15 protein-coding genes, 1 tRNA gene and 1 other RNA gene are annotated in these 17,399 nt (G+C 72.8%); 7 read left to right on the forward strand and 10 right to left on the reverse strand.

Annotation, left to right across the window (positions count from 1 at the left end; genetic code table 11):
• Positions 1-160: 160 nt before the first annotated feature.
• A complete protein-coding gene (leuA, locus tag ACN27A_RS20085; RefSeq protein WP_421455693.1) occupies positions 161-1,912 on the forward strand; it encodes a 2-isopropylmalate synthase in 1,752 nt (583 codons plus the stop codon).
• A gap of 38 nt (positions 1,913-1,950) precedes the next feature.
• Here the strand turns inward: leuA and ACN27A_RS20090 are convergent, their stop codons facing one another.
• The gene (locus tag ACN27A_RS20090) at positions 1,951-3,387 is read right to left on the reverse strand and encodes an MFS transporter (protein WP_421455695.1); all 1,437 of its coding nucleotides are present in this window, start codon (positions 3,385-3,387) and stop codon (positions 1,951-1,953) included.
• A 108-nt stretch (positions 3,388-3,495) separates the two neighbouring features.
• Between ACN27A_RS20090 and ACN27A_RS20095 the strand changes: the two genes are divergently transcribed.
• The gene (locus tag ACN27A_RS20095; protein WP_151453565.1) at positions 3,496-4,161 is read left to right on the forward strand and encodes an HNH endonuclease family protein; all 666 of its coding nucleotides are present in this window, start codon (positions 3,496-3,498) and stop codon (positions 4,159-4,161) included.
• On the forward strand, positions 4,143-4,598 hold the full coding sequence (locus ACN27A_RS20100) for a hypothetical protein (RefSeq protein WP_421455697.1): 456 nt from the start codon (positions 4,143-4,145) through the stop codon (positions 4,596-4,598). The genes ACN27A_RS20095 and ACN27A_RS20100 overlap by 19 nt, the downstream gene beginning before the upstream one ends.
• A gap of 54 nt (positions 4,599-4,652) precedes the next feature.
• On the opposite strand, the gene ACN27A_RS20105 is transcribed toward ACN27A_RS20100, so the two are convergent.
• From ACN27A_RS20105 to ACN27A_RS20135, 7 genes are all read right to left on the reverse strand, one after another.
• Positions 4,653-5,756, reverse strand: coding sequence for an ABC transporter ATP-binding protein (locus ACN27A_RS20105; protein WP_421455700.1), 1,104 nt, complete (start codon positions 5,754-5,756; stop codon positions 4,653-4,655).
• Complete coding sequence (locus ACN27A_RS20110) at positions 5,753-6,859, reverse strand: ABC transporter ATP-binding protein (protein WP_421455703.1); 1,107 nt, start codon at positions 6,857-6,859, stop codon at positions 5,753-5,755. The genes ACN27A_RS20105 and ACN27A_RS20110 overlap by 4 nt, the downstream gene beginning before the upstream one ends.
• A 121-nt stretch (positions 6,860-6,980) precedes the next feature.
• Positions 6,981-7,937: an ABC transporter permease gene (locus tag ACN27A_RS20115; RefSeq protein ID WP_421455705.1), complete on the reverse strand. Its 957-nt coding sequence runs from the start codon at positions 7,935-7,937 to the stop codon at positions 6,981-6,983.
• Complete coding sequence (locus tag ACN27A_RS20120; RefSeq protein ID WP_357580190.1) at positions 7,934-8,938, reverse strand: ABC transporter permease; 1,005 nt, start codon at positions 8,936-8,938, stop codon at positions 7,934-7,936. Before ACN27A_RS20120 ends, ACN27A_RS20115 begins: the two co-directional genes overlap by 4 nt.
• A gap of 78 nt (positions 8,939-9,016) precedes the next feature.
• Positions 9,017-10,681: an ABC transporter substrate-binding protein gene (locus ACN27A_RS20125; RefSeq protein ID WP_421455709.1), complete on the reverse strand. Its 1,665-nt coding sequence runs from the start codon at positions 10,679-10,681 to the stop codon at positions 9,017-9,019.
• Between the two features lie 320 nt (positions 10,682-11,001).
• A complete protein-coding gene (gene recR, locus ACN27A_RS20130; protein WP_151453559.1) occupies positions 11,002-11,595 on the reverse strand; it encodes a recombination mediator RecR in 594 nt (197 codons plus the stop codon).
• Positions 11,596-11,602: 7 nt separating this feature from the next.
• The gene (locus ACN27A_RS20135; RefSeq protein WP_233600326.1) at positions 11,603-11,911 is read right to left on the reverse strand and encodes a YbaB/EbfC family nucleoid-associated protein; all 309 of its coding nucleotides are present in this window, start codon (positions 11,909-11,911) and stop codon (positions 11,603-11,605) included.
• A gap of 159 nt (positions 11,912-12,070) precedes the next feature.
• Here ACN27A_RS20135 and ACN27A_RS20140 point away from each other — a divergent pair, with 159 nt between their 5' ends.
• Positions 12,071-13,144 carry a DUF2332 domain-containing protein gene (locus tag ACN27A_RS20140; protein ID WP_421455713.1) on the forward strand — a complete coding sequence of 358 codons (1,074 nt, stop codon included), beginning with the start codon at positions 12,071-12,073 and terminating at the stop codon, positions 13,142-13,144.
• A gap of 108 nt (positions 13,145-13,252) precedes the next feature.
• On the opposite strand, the gene ACN27A_RS20145 is transcribed toward ACN27A_RS20140, so the two are convergent.
• Positions 13,253-16,123 (reverse strand): DNA polymerase III subunit gamma and tau, encoded by a 2,871-nt coding sequence (locus ACN27A_RS20145; RefSeq protein WP_421455716.1) that lies wholly within the window; start codon positions 16,121-16,123, stop codon positions 13,253-13,255.
• Positions 16,124-16,230: 107 nt separating this feature from the next.
• Positions 16,231-16,320: signal recognition particle sRNA small type (ffs, locus tag ACN27A_RS20150), an RNA gene on the reverse strand.
• Between the two features lie 82 nt (positions 16,321-16,402).
• Here ffs and ACN27A_RS20155 point away from each other — a divergent pair.
• From ACN27A_RS20155 to ACN27A_RS20165, 3 genes are all read left to right on the forward strand, one after another.
• Positions 16,403-16,487 (forward strand) — tRNA-Ser (locus ACN27A_RS20155).
• 179 nt (positions 16,488-16,666) lie between these two features.
• A complete protein-coding gene (locus tag ACN27A_RS20160; protein ID WP_421455719.1) occupies positions 16,667-16,867 on the forward strand; it encodes a hypothetical protein in 201 nt (66 codons plus the stop codon).
• A complete protein-coding gene (locus ACN27A_RS20165) occupies positions 16,864-17,295 on the forward strand; it encodes a hypothetical protein (protein ID WP_421455722.1) in 432 nt (143 codons plus the stop codon). Before ACN27A_RS20160 ends, ACN27A_RS20165 begins: the two co-directional genes overlap by 4 nt.
• The last annotated feature ends 104 nt before the right edge of the window (positions 17,296-17,399 follow it).

Raw genomic sequence — 17,399 nt, forward strand, 5'->3', positions numbered from 1 at the left:
GCCGCGACGAGGCCTGAAGGCCGGCACCTCGTCGCGGAGTCGAACCGCGCCGTCCAGCACATCCGAAACTTCCCATCGGCAACCGCCCGGGCACCGTCGCCCGGCACCTGGCCGACACCTTCCGATTGCTGACGCCACATGTTCCAGGGAGCACTCCGTCATGGCTCAACCCATCGCCGACGCTGAGACCGATCCGATCGCCCGGCAGCGCCCCAGCCGGATGCCGTACCACCGCTACCAGCCGTACCACCAGCAGTTCCGGCTCGACCTGCCCGACCGCACCTGGCCGACCCGGCACGTCGAGGCCGCGCCGCGCTGGTGTGCGGTGGACCTGCGCGACGGCAACCAGGCGCTGATCGACCCGATGTCGCCGGAGCGCAAGCGCCGGATGTTCCAGCTGCTCGTGCAGATGGGCTACAAGGAGATCGAGGTCGGCTTCCCCTCGGCCAGCCAGACGGACTACGACTTCGTCCGCCAGCTCATCGAGCAGGACCTGATCCCGGAGGACGTCACGATCCAGGTGCTCACCCAGTGCCGGGAGCACCTGATCGACCGCACCTTCGAGTCGCTGCGCGGCGCGCGGCGGGCCATCGTGCACTTCTACAACTCGACCTCCACGCTCCAGCGGCGGGTGGTCTTCGGGCTGGACCGCGACGGCATCGCCGACATCGCCACGCAGGGCGCGCGGCTCTGCCGCAAGTACGCGGAGATCCACACCCCGGACACGGACATCCACTACGAGTACTCGCCCGAGTCCTACACGGGCACCGAGCTGGAGTACGCGCTGGAGGTCTGCGCCAAGGTCATCGAGGTCATCGACCCGACCCCGGACCGCAAGCTGATCGTCAACCTGCCGGCCACCGTCGAGATGGCCATGCCGAACGTCTACGCCGACTCGATCGAGTGGATGCACCGGCACCTGCCCCGCCGCGACAGCCTGGTGCTGAGCCTGCACCCGCACAACGACCGGGGGACGGGCGTCGCCGCCGCCGAGCTGGGGCTGCTGGCCGGCGCCGACCGGGTCGAGGGCTGCCTGTTCGGCAACGGCGAGCGCACCGGCAACGTCGACCTGGTGACGCTGGGGCTGAACCTCTTCTCCCAGGGCGTCGACCCGATGATCGACTTCTCGAACATCGACGAGGTGCGGCGCGCCGTCGAGTACTGCAACCAGCTCCCGGTGCACGAGCGCCACCCGTACGCGGGCGACCTCGTCTACACCGCCTTCTCCGGCTCCCACCAGGACGCGATCAAGAAGGGCTTCGACGCGCTCGCCAAGGACGCGGCGGCGGCCGGCGTGCCGATCGACGAGCACACCTGGGCGGTGCCCTACCTGCCGGTCGACCCGAAGGACCTGGGCCGCACCTACGAGGCCGTCATCCGGGTCAACTCGCAGTCCGGCAAGGGCGGCGTCGCGTACATCATGAAGTCCGAGCACCAGCTCGACCTGCCGCGCCGGCTCCAGATCGAGTTCTCCGGCGTGGTCCAGCAGGTCACCGACCACGACGGCGGCGAGGTGGACCCGGGCACCATGTGGGAGATCTTCGCCACGCACTACCTGATCGACCACCAGGTCGACCCGGCGCTCGCCCTGGACGGCTACGCCATCGGCACCGCCGAGGGCAAGGTCGAGATCGAGGCCCGCGTCGGCCTGGGCGGGGAACCCCGCTCGCTGACCGCCGTCGGCAACGGCCCGATCGACGCGTACGTCAACGCGCTCCAGTCGGTGGGCGTGGCGGTACGGGTGCTCGACTACCACGAGCACGCGCTCTCCTCCGGCGGGGACGCGCAGGCCGCCGCGTACGTGGAGTGCGAGGTCGACGGTCGTACGGTCTGGGGCGTCGGCACCGACGCCAACATCGTCACCGCCTCCGTGAAGGCCGTGACGAGCGCCGTCAACCGCGCCCGCGCCTGACGGGTGGGTGGGGCCGCCCGTCGACGGGCGGCCCCGCCTCACCTGCGGGGTGGGCGGTGGATGAGCAGGGCGGCCATCGCCGCGCCGGCCAGCAGCAGGCCGGCGCACCAGAGCATCGCGCCCCGGTACGCGCCGGTCAGCGCGGCCGGCTGCGCGTAGCCGGAGCCGGAGAGCCCGACCAGCAGCGGGAGCGCGGCCACCGCCAGCAGACCGCCCGCCCGGGAGGCCGCGTTGTTGAAGCCGCTCGCCACGCCGGCGAACCGGTCGTCGACAGCGGCCAGTACGGAGGCGGTCAGCGGCGCCACCACCAGCGTCAGCCCGATCCCGAAGAGCACCACCCCTGGCAGCACGTCCCGCCAGTACGACGCGTCGGGGCCGACGCCGCGCAGCAGCACCAGCCCCGCGGCGGCGACCACCGGCCCGACGGTCAGCGGCAGCCGCGGCCCGATCCGCGCCGACAGCGCGCCCGCCCGCGCCGAGCCGAGCAGCAGCAGCACCGTCATCGGCAGCAGCGCGACCCCGGTGAGCAGCGCCGACCAGCCGACCACGTTCTGCAGGTAGACGGCGAGAAAGAACGTGAAGCCGCCGAGCGCCGCGTAGACGAGCACGGTGAAGACGTTCAGCACCGAGAAGAGCCGGCTGCCGAACAGGCCGGTGGGCAGCATCGCGCCGTCCCCCCGGCGCCGCTCGACAAGCACGAAGGCCACCGCGCCGACCACGCCCGCCAGCACGGCGACGAGCACCGGCACCGAGTCGAGTCCCCGGACGGGGGCGTCGATCAGCGCGTACGTGACGCCGGCCAGGGCGAGCGCGCCGAGCAGCGCGCCGGCCACGTCGAACCGGCGGCGGTGACGTCCCGGCCCCCCGGTGCGGGACGCGGCCTCGTCCCGGCTCTCCGGCACCCAACGCAGCGCCGCCAGCACCACGAGCACGGCCAGCGGCAGGTTGAGGAAGAAGATCCACCGCCAGGAGAGCGCGTCGACCAGCCAGCCGCCGAGGAAGGGGCCGAGCGCGGTGGAGACGCCGGAGAGCCCCGACCAGGCGCCGATGGCGCGGCCCCGGTCGTCCGGGTGGAAGCTGGCCTGGAGCACCGACAGCGAGCCGGGGGTGAGCAGCGCGCCCCCGGCGCCCTGGAGGAACCGGGCCGCGATCAGCCACTCGGTGCCCTGGGCCAGTCCGCAGAGCAGCGACGCGAGGGTGAACCAGACCACCCCGAGCAGGAAGACCCGCCGCCGCCCGAAGCGGTCGCCGAGGGCGCCGCCGAGCAGGACGAAGGCGGCCAGCATCAGCAGGTACCCGTTGACCGTCCACTGGAGGCCGGCGACGGTCGCGTCCAGGTCCGCGCCGAGGCGCGGCAGCGCCACGTTGACCACGGTGGTGTCGAGGAAGACCATGCCGGAGGCGAGGACGGCGGCGAGCAGGGTGCCCCGTCCGTGCGCGGTGCCCAGCCGGAGCGCGGGCGTGGTTTCGGTCATGGCGTCCAATCTGCCCCGCACGATATGAGAGACGCCACGAATCGCCGAAAGCGGGCCCGGGTACTGTGCGGGATCGCCGGGAGCCCGCAAGCTGGAGAGGTGTCGTCTGTGCGTACCAGATCAGGACCGCGCGCCGCAGTGACGGCCGCGCTCGCCGCGGCGCTGGCGCTCGGCGCGGCCGGTTGTGTCGCCGTCGACGAGCCGGACGTCGCGCCGAGCAGCGGCGGCAGCGGCGGCAACGCCGCGCAGAAGCTGACCCAGCTCACCGTGGCCACCGCCGGGTCGATGAAGGGCTACAGCCGCAGCCGCTTCCCGCACTGGCGGGACACCGGCAAGAACTGCGACGTACGCGACAGCGTGCTGAAACGCGACGGGGAGGACATCAAGCTCTCCGGCTGCAACGTGGTCGGCGGCCGCTGGGAGAGCGTCTACGACGACCGCGCCTTCACCGACCCGTCCGACGTGGACATCGACCACACCGTGCCGCTGGCGAACGCGTGGCGCTCGGGCGCCGACGAGTGGGACGACGCGAAGCGTGGCGAGTTCGCCAACGACCTGGACCGGCCGCAGCTCATCGCGGTTTCCGCGTCCTCCAACCGGGCAAAGGGTGACCAGGACCCGTCCCAGTGGAAGCCGGCGAACCGGTCGTTCTGGTGCCAGTACGCCGACAACTGGGTGACGGTCAAGCACCACTGGCGGCTGACGGTGACCAGTGCCGAGAAGGCCGCCCTGACCGACATGCTGGAGGGCTGCACATGGGCGAGCAAGCCGTGACCGGAGCCGGGGCGACGCCCGCCCCGGAGCAGACGCCGGACGCCACCGGGGAGGACGCGGCGGCGGCCACCGGCAGCGCGTCGCCCGGGCCGACCACGGCCGGCATGACGGCGGACGGCGCGGCCGGCACGACCACCGGCGTGCCAGGGGCCGGGATGGCCGCCGACGCCGAGGGCACGTCGACCGCCGCGCAAGAGCGTACGGCCGACGTGGTGCCCGGCCCAGGCGGGGTGATGACCGACGAGGTCGGGGTGGTCACCGGCGAACTGACCCTGCGCACCGCGTACGCCGACGGCCAGGTGACGCTGACGGTGCAGTACCGGGACGCCGACGAGTGGTACAGGGTCACCGGCGGCGCGGTCGCGCTGGCCGACCCGGCCGGGCTGGACGCGGTGCACGGCATCGCGGTCGCGCTCCTGCACCGCCCGGAGGGCTGACCCGCCGACCGACCGGACGCGGCCCCTCGACGGGGGCCGCGTCCGCGACGCGGATCAGACGTACGAGCCGGGCTCGTTGGGGGCGGAGACGGTGTGCGGCTCCTCGCCCTCGCCGACCGGGCGGGTGAGCTGCACGCTGACCTTGTGCGGGCGCAGCTCCCCGCTGGCGATCCGCTCGGCGAAGTGGCAGGCGACCCGGCTACCGCCGACGTCCCGCAGCGCGGGCCGCTCGTCGGCGCAGCGGGTCGGCTGCGCCCACGGGCAGCGGGTGTGGAACCGGCAGCCCGCCGGCGGGTTGGCCGGCGAGGGCAGGTCGCCGGCGAGCAGGATGCGCTCGCGGCGGTCCTCCACGTCCGGGTCCGGCACCGGCACGGCCGACATCAGCGCCCGCGTGTACGGGTGCATCGGCTCCGTGTAGAGCCGGTCGCTCGGCGCCTCCTCGACCAGCGCGCCCAGGTACATCACGCCGACGGTGTCGGAAATGTGCCGGACCACCGCGAGGTCGTGCGCGATCACCAGGTAGGTCAGGCCGAGGGTGTCCTGGAGGTCGTCGAGGAGGTTCACCACCTGGGCCTGGATCGACACGTCGAGCGCGGAGACCGGCTCGTCGGCGACGATCAGGTCGGGCCCGAGCACCAGCGCCCGGGCGATGCCGATGCGCTGCCGCTGGCCGCCGGAGAACTCGTGCGGATAGCGGGAGAGCGCCCAGCGGGGCAGGCCGACCTTGTCCAGGGTCTCGCCGATGACCCGGCGCCGCTCGTCCCGGTTGCCGCCGATGCCGTGGGCCTGGAGGCCCTCGGTGAGGATCGACTCGACGTTCTGCCGGGGGTCCAGGCTCGACATCGGGTCCTGGAAGATCATCTGCATCCGGCGGCGCATCGACCGCAGCTTGCCCGCCGGCAGCTTCGTCAGCTCGACACCGTCGAACCGGACCTCGCCGCCGGTGGGCGGGGTGAGCTGGAGCAGCGCCCGCCCCAGCGTCGACTTGCCGCAGCCGGACTCGCCGACCAGGCCGTACGTCTTGCCGCGCGGGATGCTGAGGTCGACGCCGTCGACGGCCTTCACGTGGCCGACCGTCCGGTCGAAGACCACCCCCCGGCGGATCGGGAAGTGCACCTTCAGGTCGCGGACCTCGACGAGGAATTCGCTCTCGGTCACGGCTTCTCCTCCTCGCGCGGGGCGGGCACCTGGCCCGCGGTCGCCTCCGCCGGGGCGGTGCTGGCGGCGGCCGGCACCTCCGCAGACGCAGTGCTGCTGCTGGCGGCGGCCGGCCGGGGCGCGGTGCCGGGCACCGGCGCCGGGTTGACGCAACGGTAGCTGCGGCCGTCGTGGGCGAGCACCAACGCGGGCGGCTCCCCCACGCACTCGTCGACCCGCCGGGTGCAGCGCGGCGCGAAGGCGCAGCCGTCCGGCCAGGGCAGCAGGTCGCGGACCGAGCCCGGGATCGGGTTCAGCCGCTCGCCGCGCCCAGCGTCCAGGCGCGGCACCGAGCCGAGCAGCCCCACGGTGTACGGGTGCCGGGGCTCGCGGAACAGCGGGCGACGGCGGGCCGTCTCCACCACCCGGCCGCCGTAGAGCACGTTGATGGAGTCGCACATGCCGGCGACCACGCCCAGGTCGTGCGTGATCATCACGAGGGCGGTGCCGGACTCCCGGACCAGCTCCTTGAGCAGCTCCAGGATCTGCGCCTGGATGGTCACGTCCAGCGCCGTGGTCGGCTCGTCGGCGATCAGCAGCCGGGGCTGGCAGGCCACCGCCATCGCGATCAGGGCGCGCTGACGCATGCCGCCGGAGAGCTGGTGCGGGTACTCCTTCAGCCGCCGCTTCGGGTCGGGGATGCCGACCCGGTCGAGCAGCGACGCGGCCTCCTTCTCGGCCGCCGCGCCCTTCATCCCCCGGTGCCGGGTGAGCACCTCGGTCACCTGCAACCCGATCGGGATCACCGGGTTCAGCGACGAGAGCGGGTCCTGGAAGATCATCGCGACGTCGCGGCCCCGGATGTCCCGCCGGGAGCGGTCGTCGAGCTGGAGGAGGTCCGTGCCGTCGAAGACCGCCTTGCCGCCGACGCGCAGGCCCGGCTGCTTGGGCAGCAGACCCATGATCGCCAGCGAGGTGACGCTCTTGCCGCAGCCGGACTCGCCGACCAGGCCGACCACCTCGCCCGCGTCGACGGAGAAGGAGACCCCGTCGACGGCGTGCACGGCGCGCTGACCGCGCCGGGCGAAGGTGACGGAGAGATCTTCGACATCAAGCAGAGCCATGTCGGGCCCGCCTTTCGTTCGCGACTGCGGGGCTCGCAAGCTCACTCCTCGCGCTCACCGTGCTGGCCTTTTCGTTCGCGACTGCGGGGCTCGCAAGCTCACTCCTCGCGCTCACCGGCCCCTACTTCCGCAGCTTCGGGTCGAGTGCCTCGCGCATCGCCTCGCCGAGCAGGGTGAAGCCCAGCGCGGTGACGATGATGGCGAGGGCGGGCAGGATCGCCAGCCGGGGCGCGGAGTCGAGGTACTGCTGCGCGTCGGCGAGCATCACACCCCACTCGGGGATGGAGGCGTCGTTGTTGCCGAGCCCGAGGAAGGAGAGCGCCGCGGCCTCGATGATCGCGGTGGCCAGGGTGAGGGTGGCCTGCACGATGACCGGGGCGAGCGAGTTCGGCACCACGTGGGTCAGCGCGATCTTCGGCTTCTTCACGCCCAGCGAGACGGCGGCCAGGACGTAGTCGCTGTTGGCCTGGGAGATCATCGAGCCGCGCAGCAGCCGGGCGAAGACCGGCACCGACACCACGCCGACCGCGATCATGACCGTGGTCAGCCCGGCGCCGAGCAGGGCGGCGATGCTGATCGCCAGCAGCAGGCTCGGCATGGCCAGCAGCATGTCGACGAAGCGCATCAGCACGTTGTCGACGGCCCGGCCCCACCGGCCGCCGAGGCCGGCGGCGGCGCCGGCGATCCCGCCGATCAGCGAGCCGACCGCGAGGCCGATCAGGGTGGAGACCACGCCGACCAGCAGGGTCTGCCGGGCGCCGACGATCATGCGGCTGAACTCGTCGCGACCGATGTGGTCGACGCCGAACCAGTTCTCGCCCCGGAAACCGGGGAAGTCGCCGAGGCGGATCTCGCTCTTCCAGAGCTGGGCGTCGGGGGCGTACGGGACGAAGAACGGCCCGAGGATGGCGACCAGCAGGAACAGGCTCAGGATCACCGCGCCGACGATCGCCGCCGGGTTGCGCCGCAGCCGGCGGAACGCCTCCTTCCAGAGGCTGACGCCGCGCTCGTCCTCCCGGGCCGCCAGCTCGGCGAGCCGGTCGATCTTTTCCTTCTTGGTGCCGCCGGTGATCGTCATCGGACCCTCACCCTCGGGTCGATCAGGCTGTAGGAGAGGTCGACCAGGAGGTTCACCAGCACGTACACCACCGCGATGATCAGGATGAAGCCCATCAGCACGGGATAGTCACGTTGGCTGATCGCCTCGTAGATGAAGGCCCCGATGCCGCTGAAGGCGAAGACGGTCTCGGTCAGCACCGCGCCGGAGAGCAGGCCGCCGGTGAGCAGGCCGATCGAGGTGACCACCGGCAGCATGGAGTTGCGCAGCACGTGCCGGCGCCGGACCGTGCTCTCGGTCAGGCCCTTCGCCTCGGCGGTGCGTACGAAGTCCTCGTTGAGCACCTCCAGCACGCTGGCGCGGGTGATCCGGACGATGATCGCCAGGGGGATGCTGGCCAGCGCGACGGCCGGCAGCACCAGGTGCCAGAGCGCATCGGCGGCGGCGTCCCACTCCCGGGTCATGATCCCGTCGAGGACGAAGAAGTTGGTGATCCGCGTCGCCCCGAGCGTCGGGTCCTGCCGGCCGCTCGCCGGGAACCAGCCGAGATTCTCCGCGAAGATCGCCTTGAGCACGTACGCGAGGAAGAAGACGGGGATGCAGATGCCGATCAGGGAGCCGCCGACCGAGAGGTGGTCCAGCATCCGGCCGCGGCGGCGGGCCGCCAGGTAGCCCAGCGGGATGCCCACGCCGACCGCGATCAGCATCGCCGTGACGGAGAGCTCGACCGTGCCGGGGAAGCGCTCGACGAACTCGGTGACGACGGTCCGCTTGGTGGAGGTCGAGGTGCCCAGGTCGAGGCGGATCAGCCGCCGCACGAACCGGCCGTACTGCACCAGGATCGGCTCGTCGAGGCCCATGTTGCGTCGGATCTGGGCGCGCATCTCGGGCGTCCCACGCTCACCGAGGATGGCGGTCTCGGGACCGCCGGGCAGTCGGCGGAGCCAGATGAACAGCAGGAGGGAGAGCCCGAACAGCGTGGGTATCAGCTGAAGCAGGCGTCTGACGATGAACCGGAACACGGCGGCCTCGAAAGGGGTACGGAGGGTCGTGGGCGGGCGCTGCCGAAACAGCGCCCGCCCACGACTCGGAGCGTCAGATCAGGACTTGAACTCGGCGGTGGAGAACCGCTCGTCGGTGAGCGGGCTCGCCTTGACCCCGGTCACGTCCTTGCCGAACACGATCGCCGGCGGCGAGTGCGACACCGGGACGCCGGGCAGGAAGTCCATGATGGCCTTGTTCAGGGCCTTGTACTTCTCGGTCCGGGCCGCCGCGTCGGCGGTGGTGTCCGCGTCCTTGAACTGGTCGAACAGGGCCTTGTTGGTGAAGCCCCACTCGGCCTTCGGCCGGTCGAACATGGTGCCGATGAAGTTGTACGCGTCGCCGTAGTCACCGGTCCAGCCGAGGAAGTGCAGGTCGTGCTTGGCGCCCGAGGTGGTGGCGTTCAGGTAGTCCGGGCTCCACTTGAGCGGGATGGCCTGGACGTTGATGCCGACCGCCTTGAGGTCCGCCGAGAGCAGCTCGAAGATGTCCTTCGGGTTCGGCATGTACGGCCGGGTGACCTCGGTCGGGTAGTGGAACCGCAGGGTCAGGTTCGTCGCGCCGGCCTCGGCCAGCAGCGCCTTCGCCTTCGCCGGGTCGTAGTTGTACTTGGTGACGTCGCCGTTCCAGCCCTCGACGGTCTCCGGCATGAAGTTGTCGGCGACCTTGGCGCCCGGGGGCAGCTTCGAGTCGACGAGGGCCTGCCGGTTCAGCGCGTGGGCGATGGCCTGGCGGACCTTCAGGTCGGCGAGCTTCGGGTTCCCCTTCTGGTTGATGCCCAGGTAGAGGATGTTGAACGCCGGGCGGGTCAGGACGTTGAAGCCCTCACCCTTCAGCGGCTCGACGTCGGCCGGGCCGACCAGGTCGTACCCCTGGATGTCGCCGGAGCGCAGCGCCTGCTTGCGCGCGTTCTCGTCGGAGATCGTCTTGTAGATGAGGGTCTTCAGCTTCGCCTTGGTGCCGGCGTAGTCCTCGTTGCGCTCGATGGTGAGCGTCTTGTTGGCGACGTCCCAGGACTTGAACTTGAACGGGCCGGTGCCGGTCGGGTGCGCCGTGGCGTAGGCCGGGTACTTGATGTCCTCGGCGGTGCCGCCCACGTTGCTGGCGTCGTACTTCTCCAGCGCGGTCGGGCTGTGCATCGAGAACGAGGGCAGCATCAGCGCGGCCGGGATCTTGCTGGAGACCCGGGTGAAGGCCAGGTCGACGGTCGTGGCGTCCTTGGCGGTGCAGGACTTGAAGAGGCTCGGCGGCAGGTCCGCGCTCTCGTTCTTGGCGAAGCCGCCCATGACGTCCTGCCAGTACGGGGTCACGTCCGGGCTCTGCATGAGGCCCTTGGCGTTGTACCAGCGGTCGAAGTTCTTGCAGACCGCCTCGGCGTTGAATTCGGTGCCGTCGTGGAACTTCACGCCGGAGCGCAGCTTGAAGGTCCACGTGGTGCCGGCGGCGTCCGGGGTCCAGGTCTCGGCCAGACCGGGGGTGACCTTGGTGCCACCCTCCTCCGGGCGGACCAGCGTCTCGAAGACCTGACGCGCCACGCGCAGCGACTCACCGTCGCTGGCGAAGCTCGGGTCGAGCACCTTCGGATCTCCGGCTACGCCGAAGACGAGGGTGTCCTTCTTGCTACCGCCGGAACTGTCATCGCGGTCGCTCTCGGCGCAGCCTGCTACCGCGAGGGCCGCGACCGCGACGGCCGCGAGGGCGACCTTCGGCCTGGATGCACGCATGGGTGCTTCACCTCGTCCTTGGGGTTACGGACAATCGTGGTGACAGGGGTCACCGATCGCCGTGACCTTAGCCGCCGTTCGGACCGGCGGGAAACCGTCGCGGAACCGGTTGGTACCGGATCGTGTCTTAACCGATGCGCACCGCCTCAGCGGCCGTTCCGGACCGCCAGCAAAGGGGCGCTATGTCCGGGTTGACCGATGCCGATTTGTTACATCGATCGTCGCCCGCATCGCTGCGATGTCAGACCCCACAGTGGATCCGACAGTGCCCGTACGACGATGGTCGGCACCCCGATCGGGTGCCGACCATCGCGGAAACGTCAGACGGCGCGCCGGCCCTCGAAGGCGCGGCCGAGCGTGATCTCGTCGGCGTACTCCAGGTCGCCGCCGACCGGCAGGCCGCTCGCCAACCGGGTCACCGAGATGCCCATGGGCTTGACCATCAACGCCAGGTACGTCGCGGTCGCCTCGCCCTCGGTGTTCGGGTCCGTGGCCAGGATCAGCTCCCGCACGGTCCCGTCGCTGAGCCGGGTCATCAGCTCACGGATGCGTAGATTGTCCGGCCCGATCCCCTCCAGCGGATTGATCGCCCCGCCGAGCACGTGGTAGCGGCCCCGGAACTCGCCGGTCCGCTCGATCGCGACCACGTCCTTCGGCTCCTCGACCACGCAGAGCACCTCGTCCGTGCGGCGCGGGTCGCGGCAGATCCGGCACCGGTCGGACTCGGCCACGTTGTAGCAACTGGTGCAGAACCGCACCAGCTCCTTGACCTTGCGCAACGCCCCGGCCAGCCGGTTGACGTCGGCCGGGTCGGCGGACAGGACGTGGAAGGCGATCCGCTGGGCGCTCTTCGGGCCCACGCCCGGCAGCCGCCCCAGCTCGTCGATCAGGTCCTGGATGGCGCCCTCGTACATCTGCCGCTCAGAAACCGGGCAGGCCGAGGCCGCCCATGCCGCCGGTGACCGGGCCCATCTTCTTCTCGGTCAGCTCCCGCGCCGCCTCGGCGGCGTTGTGCATGGCCGCGACGACGAGGTCCTCCAGGGTCTCCACGTCCTCCGGGTCCACCGCCTTCGGGTCGATCTTGATCGACTTGAGCTCGCCGGTGCCGGCGACGGTCGCGGTGACCAGGCCCCCACCGGCGGTGCCGGTCAGCTCCGCCTCGGCGAGCTCGGCCTGCGCCTTGGCGATCTGCTGCTGCATCTTCTGCGCCTGCTTCAGCATTTGCTGCATGTTCGGCTGTCCACCTGGGCGCACGGATGGCTCCTTCTCGCACTCGTCTGCTCGGCCGCCGCTCAGCCTATCGGCTGTGAGCAGCCTCGCCCCGCCCGGTGCTTCCCTCCCGCCGGGTCCGGGCGCACGATCACGGAACCGACCGGACGGAGGTGGCGGATGTCCCGGGAACAGGCCGCGGCGGCCATGGAACGACAGGCCCGGGCCTGCGCCGACATGGACGCCGCCCTCTACGCCCACCTGCTGGCGCGCGCCGCCGGGGACGTGCGGGCCGGCGGCCCGTGCGCCACCGTCATCAAGGGGTACGAGGACAGCGACGCCGACGCCCTCGTGTCGCTACGCCTGCTCGGCGGGGTGCACGCCCTGGTGCTGTCCGGCCGGGCACCCGGGCTGGCCCGGTTCTACCCCAGCGCGGGTGGGGCGTACCGGGCGGCGGACGCCCCCGCCTGCTGGGCCGCGTTCCGGGCGGTCGTCGATGCCGAGCACGACACGCTGCGCGGCTGGCTGCGTCGACCGCCCCAGACCAACGAGGTCGGCCGGGCCAACCTGCTGCTGGCCGGCCTGCTGCACGCCGTCCACGAGGTGGGCGGGCTGCCGGTGCGCCTCGTCGAGCTGGGCGCGAGCGCCGGGCTGAACCTGCGCGCCGACCGGTTCCGCGTCGAGGCCGCCGGCTTCGCCTGGGGACCGGCCGACTCCCCGGTACGCCTGCCGGACGCCTGGCGGGGCGGGGCGCCCGACTGGCTGCGGGCGGCGGCCGAGGCGTACCCCGAGCTGACCGTGGTGGAGCGGCTCGGCTGCGACGTCAGCCCGCTCGACCCGGGCGACTCCGACGGCGCGCTCGCGCTGCGGGCGTACCTCTGGCCGGAGCACACCGCCCGCGCGGCCCGGCTGGCCGGCGCGCTGGAGCTGGCCGCGCGACTGCCGGCCCGGGTCGTCGCGGCAGGGGCGGCGGACTTCCTCGCCGGGATCACCCCGCGCCCCGGCACGCTGACCGTGGTGTGGCACTCGGTGATGCGCCAGTACGTCCCGGCCGAGGAGTGGGCGCGGGTCACCGCCGAGCTGGACCGGCTGGCCGCCGCCGGCGGCACCGACGCGCCGGTCGCCCACCTGTCCTTCGAGCCGCACCCGCAGGAGGCCCGCAACGACTTCCAGCTCCGCGCCCGACTCGGCACCGGCCCGGAACGCCTGCTGGCCGAGGCACACCCCCACGGCCTCCCGGCCCGCCCTACCTGACCCCCACCCCACCGCGCCCACCCCGCCGTCCGCGTCCGCGTCATCGCCAGAGATCTTGGTACCGGAGCGCCCCCAGAGGGGCCGATTCCTGCCAAGATCTGCCGAGGGCTATCGGGCGTCGACCTCGTCGATCTTCTCTGCGCCGAACGCCTCGCGGAGCAGTCGTACCGCCTGTTCCTCGCTGGACTCCCGCGCGGTCTGCTCGTCGATGACCTCGTCCAGCGGCTCGTCACCCGGGTCGAAGCCCTCGAAGTTCGGGGCCGCCGGCCGGGCACCGCCGGGGCGTCCCCCGCCGCCGCGCACCGGGCCGTCGAAGTCCGGGTCGTACGGCGGCTCGCCGGCCCAGTCGGCGTCCGCGGTCTTCCGGACCGGCTGGCCGGTACGCGGACCGCGTCCCGCCGCAGCCGCCCGCGCCGCCGCGATCGCGCTGCTCACCGGGGGGCTGGCGGGCGGAGCCTGCTGCGGCGCACCCGAGGGACCGGCAGGCTTCGGTACGGCGGGCGCGGCGCTCGCCGACGCCGTGGCGGCGCTCGCCGGCCGGGTGGTCGCCGCCGCGCCGGGCAGGTCGGTCGCCGCCGGGGCAGCGGCTGCCGTGCCGCTGGTCGACGTGACGGCCGACGCGCCACCCGGCCGAGCCGGTTCCGGCCAGTCGTCGCCACCATCGGCCGCGCCACCCGGGCGGGCGGGCTCGGGCCAGTCGTCGCCGCCCCCGGCCGCGCCACCTGGGCGGGCCGGCTCGGGCCAGTCCTCGGCGACGTCGGCAGCGGCGGGGGCACCGCCGCTGCCCGACGCACCAGCGCCGGAGGTGGGCCGGGTCGCCCCGCCCTGGCCGCCCGCAGCACCCCCCGCGCCGCTCGCGCCACCAGGCCCGCCGGCGGCACCACTGAGTCCATTCGGGCCGCCCGCGCCGGCCAGCCCACTCGGACCGCCTGGACCGGCCGGGCCACTCGCACTGCCTGGGCCGCTCGAGCCGCCTGGACCGGCCACGCCACTCGCACTGCCTGGACCGGTCGGGCCACTCGGGCCGCCTGGACCGGTTGGGCCACCGGAAATGCCGCCGCCGCCCGCGCCACCACCGGACGCACCGCCACCAGACGGGCCGGTGCCGGACGGGCCAGTGCCGGGCCGGTCCTGGTGGGTCAGGGCTGCCGACGGCGGGGATGCCGGGCGGGCCGCAGCGGCGGGACGGGACGAGCCACCGAGTGACGTGCCACCCCGCTCGCCGGCCACCTCGCAGCGGATCTGCCAGCGGCCACCGAACTCCTCGTAGAGCACGTCGGCCAGTACCGACGTGTGGTTGCCCATCATCTGCGCGAGCACCGGCGACTTGACGGTCAGCACCAGGGTGTCGCCATCCACGTCGCGGACCACCGCGTCGCGCATCAGCGCGGCGGCCGGCTTCTTGATCCGGTTGACCTTCGCGACGATGTCCGGCCAGACCCGGCGTACCGCGACGGCGTCCAGGGGGCCCGCCGCAGCCGCGCCGGGGCGGGGCGGGGCGGGAGTGGCCGGGTCGGGCAGCACCGCCGAGGGGGGCACCTGACGGCGGGCGGAAGCATCGGCGGGCGGCCCACTGGCGGGCGCGCCCACCGGCTCCGTGGCGGCCGGGGCTGCCTGCGCGGCACGGGAACCGGTGGCGGCCAGAGCCGCCGCGCGGGCAGCCGCAGCGCCGGACTGGGCGCCGGCAGCCGTCGGCGGGCCGCCGGGCGACGGGTCGGGCGCGGCGGCAGCCGCGGTCGGGGCGGGAGCTTCGGGGCGTACGGGAGGAGGGGCGGCGACCGGCGCGGGGCCGGCGGCGGCCTGCGGCGCGTCGGTGCCGGCGAGGGTGAGCCGGCGCTCCATGCGTTCGAGGCGCTGGAGCAGGCCGCCGGTGCTGTCGTCGGCGCCGGGCAGCAGCATCCGGGCGCAGATCAGCTCCAGCAGCAGCCGGGGCGCGGTGGTGCCGCGCATCTCCACCAGGCCGTTGTGCACGATGTCGGCGCAGCGGGACAGCGTGGCCGGGCCGAGCCGCTGGGCCTGGGCGGCCATCCGCTCGATCTGGTCGGCCGGGCCGTCGATGAGGCCCTTGGCGGCGGCGTCCGGCACCTGCTGGAGCACGATCAGGTCGCGCAGCCGCTCCAGCAGGTCGGAGGCGAACCGGCGCGCGTCGTGCCCGGCCTCGGCGACCCGGTCGACGGTCGCGTACGCCGTCGCGCCGTCGCCGGCCGCCAGCGCGTCGCACATCTCGTCGATGAGGGCGGCGTCGGTCACGCCGAGCAGGGCGGCGGCCCGGGAGTAGGTGACGCCCTCCGGCCCGGCCCCGGCGATGAGCTGGTCGAGCACGGAGAGGCTGTCCCGGGCGCTGCCGCCGCCGGCGCGCACCACCAGCGGGAAGACCGCCGGCTCGACGGCGACGTTCTCCGCCTCGCAGAGCTGCTCCAGGTAGGGCCGGAGCACCTTCGGCGGGATCAGCCGGAACGGGTAGTGGTGGGTCCGCGACTTGATCGTGCCGAGGACCTTCTCCGGCTCGGTGGTCGCGAAGATGAACTTGACGTACTCCGGCGGCTCCTCGACCAGCTTGAGCAGGGCGTTGAAGCCGGCCGACGAGACCATGTGGGCCTCGTCGATGACGTAGATCTTGAAGCGGCTCTTGGCCGGCGCGAAGATCGCCTTCTCGCGCAGCTCGCGGGCGTCGTCGACGCCGCCGTGGCTGGCCGCGTCGATCTCCAGTACGTCGATCGAGCCGCCGTCGGTGGCCAGCTCACGGCAGGAGTCGCACTGCCCGCACGGCTCCGGGGTCGGGCCCTGCTCGCAGTTCAGCGAACGGGCCAGGATCCGGGCGCTGGAGGTCTTGCCGCAGCCGCGTGGGCCGGAGAAGAGGTAGGCGTGGTTGAGCCGCCCGCTGCGCAGCGCCTGCGACAGCGGCTCGGTGACGTGCTCCTGCCCGATGACCTCGGCGAAGGTACGCGGCCGGTACTTGCGGTAGAGCGCCAGTGCCACTCGTCCCGCCTCCTCTCGACCGAGCCATTCTGCGCCGGTCGGGCGCGGGTGACCACCCACCACCCCGTGACCTGACCCGCAGGGACGTTACCGGGACCCGGAGACAAAAAGGCCTCCCGTGCACCCGGCAGAGCCCGCTTATCCTTGCTGCCTTCCGGCCCTGGGGAGGTTCACGAGATACCGCCGCACGGGAGGTACCGCCAACCCTACCCGACGCCGCGTCGATCTTCAGGGGGTGGTGGGGTGGCCCACCCGCCGGGGACCTGTATCCTCGTCTGCGGAGGATTCGCCTAGAGGCCTAGGGCGCACGCTTGGAAAGCGTGTTGGGTTAACACCCTCACGAGTTCGAATCTCGTATCCTCCGCTCGCTGAGCAGCACGAACGCGAGGGCCGACCCCATCGGGGACGGCCCTCGTACCGTTTCTGCCGAGCGCCACGGCGGCTCCCCTGGTTACGCTCCTCCGACCTGTGTCGATGCCTCGTCGACGATCGGTCGGTGGCGGTCGCGCCTCTCGACGGGTGAGGCCGGAAGGGGCGACCCGCTTGGGCAAGAATCCGCGCTGGCTGCTCTGGGCGCAACTGGTCGCGATGTCCTGCGTCCTTCTCTCCCAGGTGGGGTCCGGGTTCGACCGACCGCTGGAGATCGTCGTCGGCTGCGGGGCGGCCGGGATGGCGCTGTACTGTGTCGCCGCGCTGGTCATCGGCCGCACCAGCGGCGACGCCGAGAAAACCGATGCCGGGTGAGCGAGCGGCCGACCGACCCGGAGTTCGACGGATGCGACTGCCCGGAGAAGGTCGACGCGGCCCTGGAGCGTACGGAGCCCGGCGCCGGGACGGCGCTTCTCTGGCTGGTGCTGGACGAGTTCCACCCGCCCGCCGTCGCCCTTCCCCGGATCAAGCGCGGGCTCCGATCGCGGGACGCGCAGACCAGGGCGAACGCGTTGCAGTCGCTGGGTCACTTCGGGCGCCTGCACCGCGACATCGACGTCGAGTCGCTGGCGCTGCTCCGGGGGGCGCTGCGCGACCGCACTCCGCTCGGCGGCTGCCAACTGCGCGGCTACGCCGACGACGCGGCGGACGACATCGGCATGTTCGTGCCCCGGCACCGCCTGCCCCGCTGGCTGCGCCGCCGCCACGCCGGGCCCCGGCGACCGCGCCGGCTGCGGGGGTGAACCCGCCGGCTGGTCATGGCGTGATCCCTGCCGCATGTCGATCAACGGGCACGACTCCCGTCCTACGCTGACAGCCGCATCCGACAGCGAGACAACCAGGCGGC

The sequence above is a fragment of the Micromonospora sp. WMMD737 genome (assembly GCF_049179055.1).
In the GTDB taxonomy this organism is placed as follows: Bacteria; Actinomycetota; Actinomycetes; order Mycobacteriales; family Micromonosporaceae; genus Micromonospora; species Micromonospora reichwaldensis.

Coding starts and splice junctions, on each gene's coding strand:
- leuA (WP_421455693.1), top strand. CDS start 161: ATGGCTCAACCCATCGCCGACGCTGAGACCGATCCGATCGCCCGGCAG.
- ACN27A_RS20090 (WP_421455695.1), bottom strand. CDS start 3,387: ATGACCGAAACCACGCCCGCGCTCCGGCTGGGCACCGCGCACGGACGG.
- ACN27A_RS20100 (WP_421455697.1), top strand. CDS start 4,143: ATGGGCGAGCAAGCCGTGACCGGAGCCGGGGCGACGCCCGCCCCGGAG.
- ACN27A_RS20110 (WP_421455703.1), bottom strand. CDS start 6,859: ATGGCTCTGCTTGATGTCGAAGATCTCTCCGTCACCTTCGCCCGGCGC.
- ACN27A_RS20115 (WP_421455705.1), bottom strand. CDS start 7,937: ATGACGATCACCGGCGGCACCAAGAAGGAAAAGATCGACCGGCTCGCC.
- ACN27A_RS20125 (WP_421455709.1), bottom strand. CDS start 10,681: ATGCGTGCATCCAGGCCGAAGGTCGCCCTCGCGGCCGTCGCGGTCGCG.
- recR (WP_151453559.1), bottom strand. CDS start 11,595: ATGTACGAGGGCGCCATCCAGGACCTGATCGACGAGCTGGGGCGGCTG.
- ACN27A_RS20135 (WP_233600326.1), bottom strand. CDS start 11,911: ATGCAGCAAATGCTGAAGCAGGCGCAGAAGATGCAGCAGCAGATCGCC.
- ACN27A_RS20140 (WP_421455713.1), top strand. CDS start 12,071: ATGTCCCGGGAACAGGCCGCGGCGGCCATGGAACGACAGGCCCGGGCC.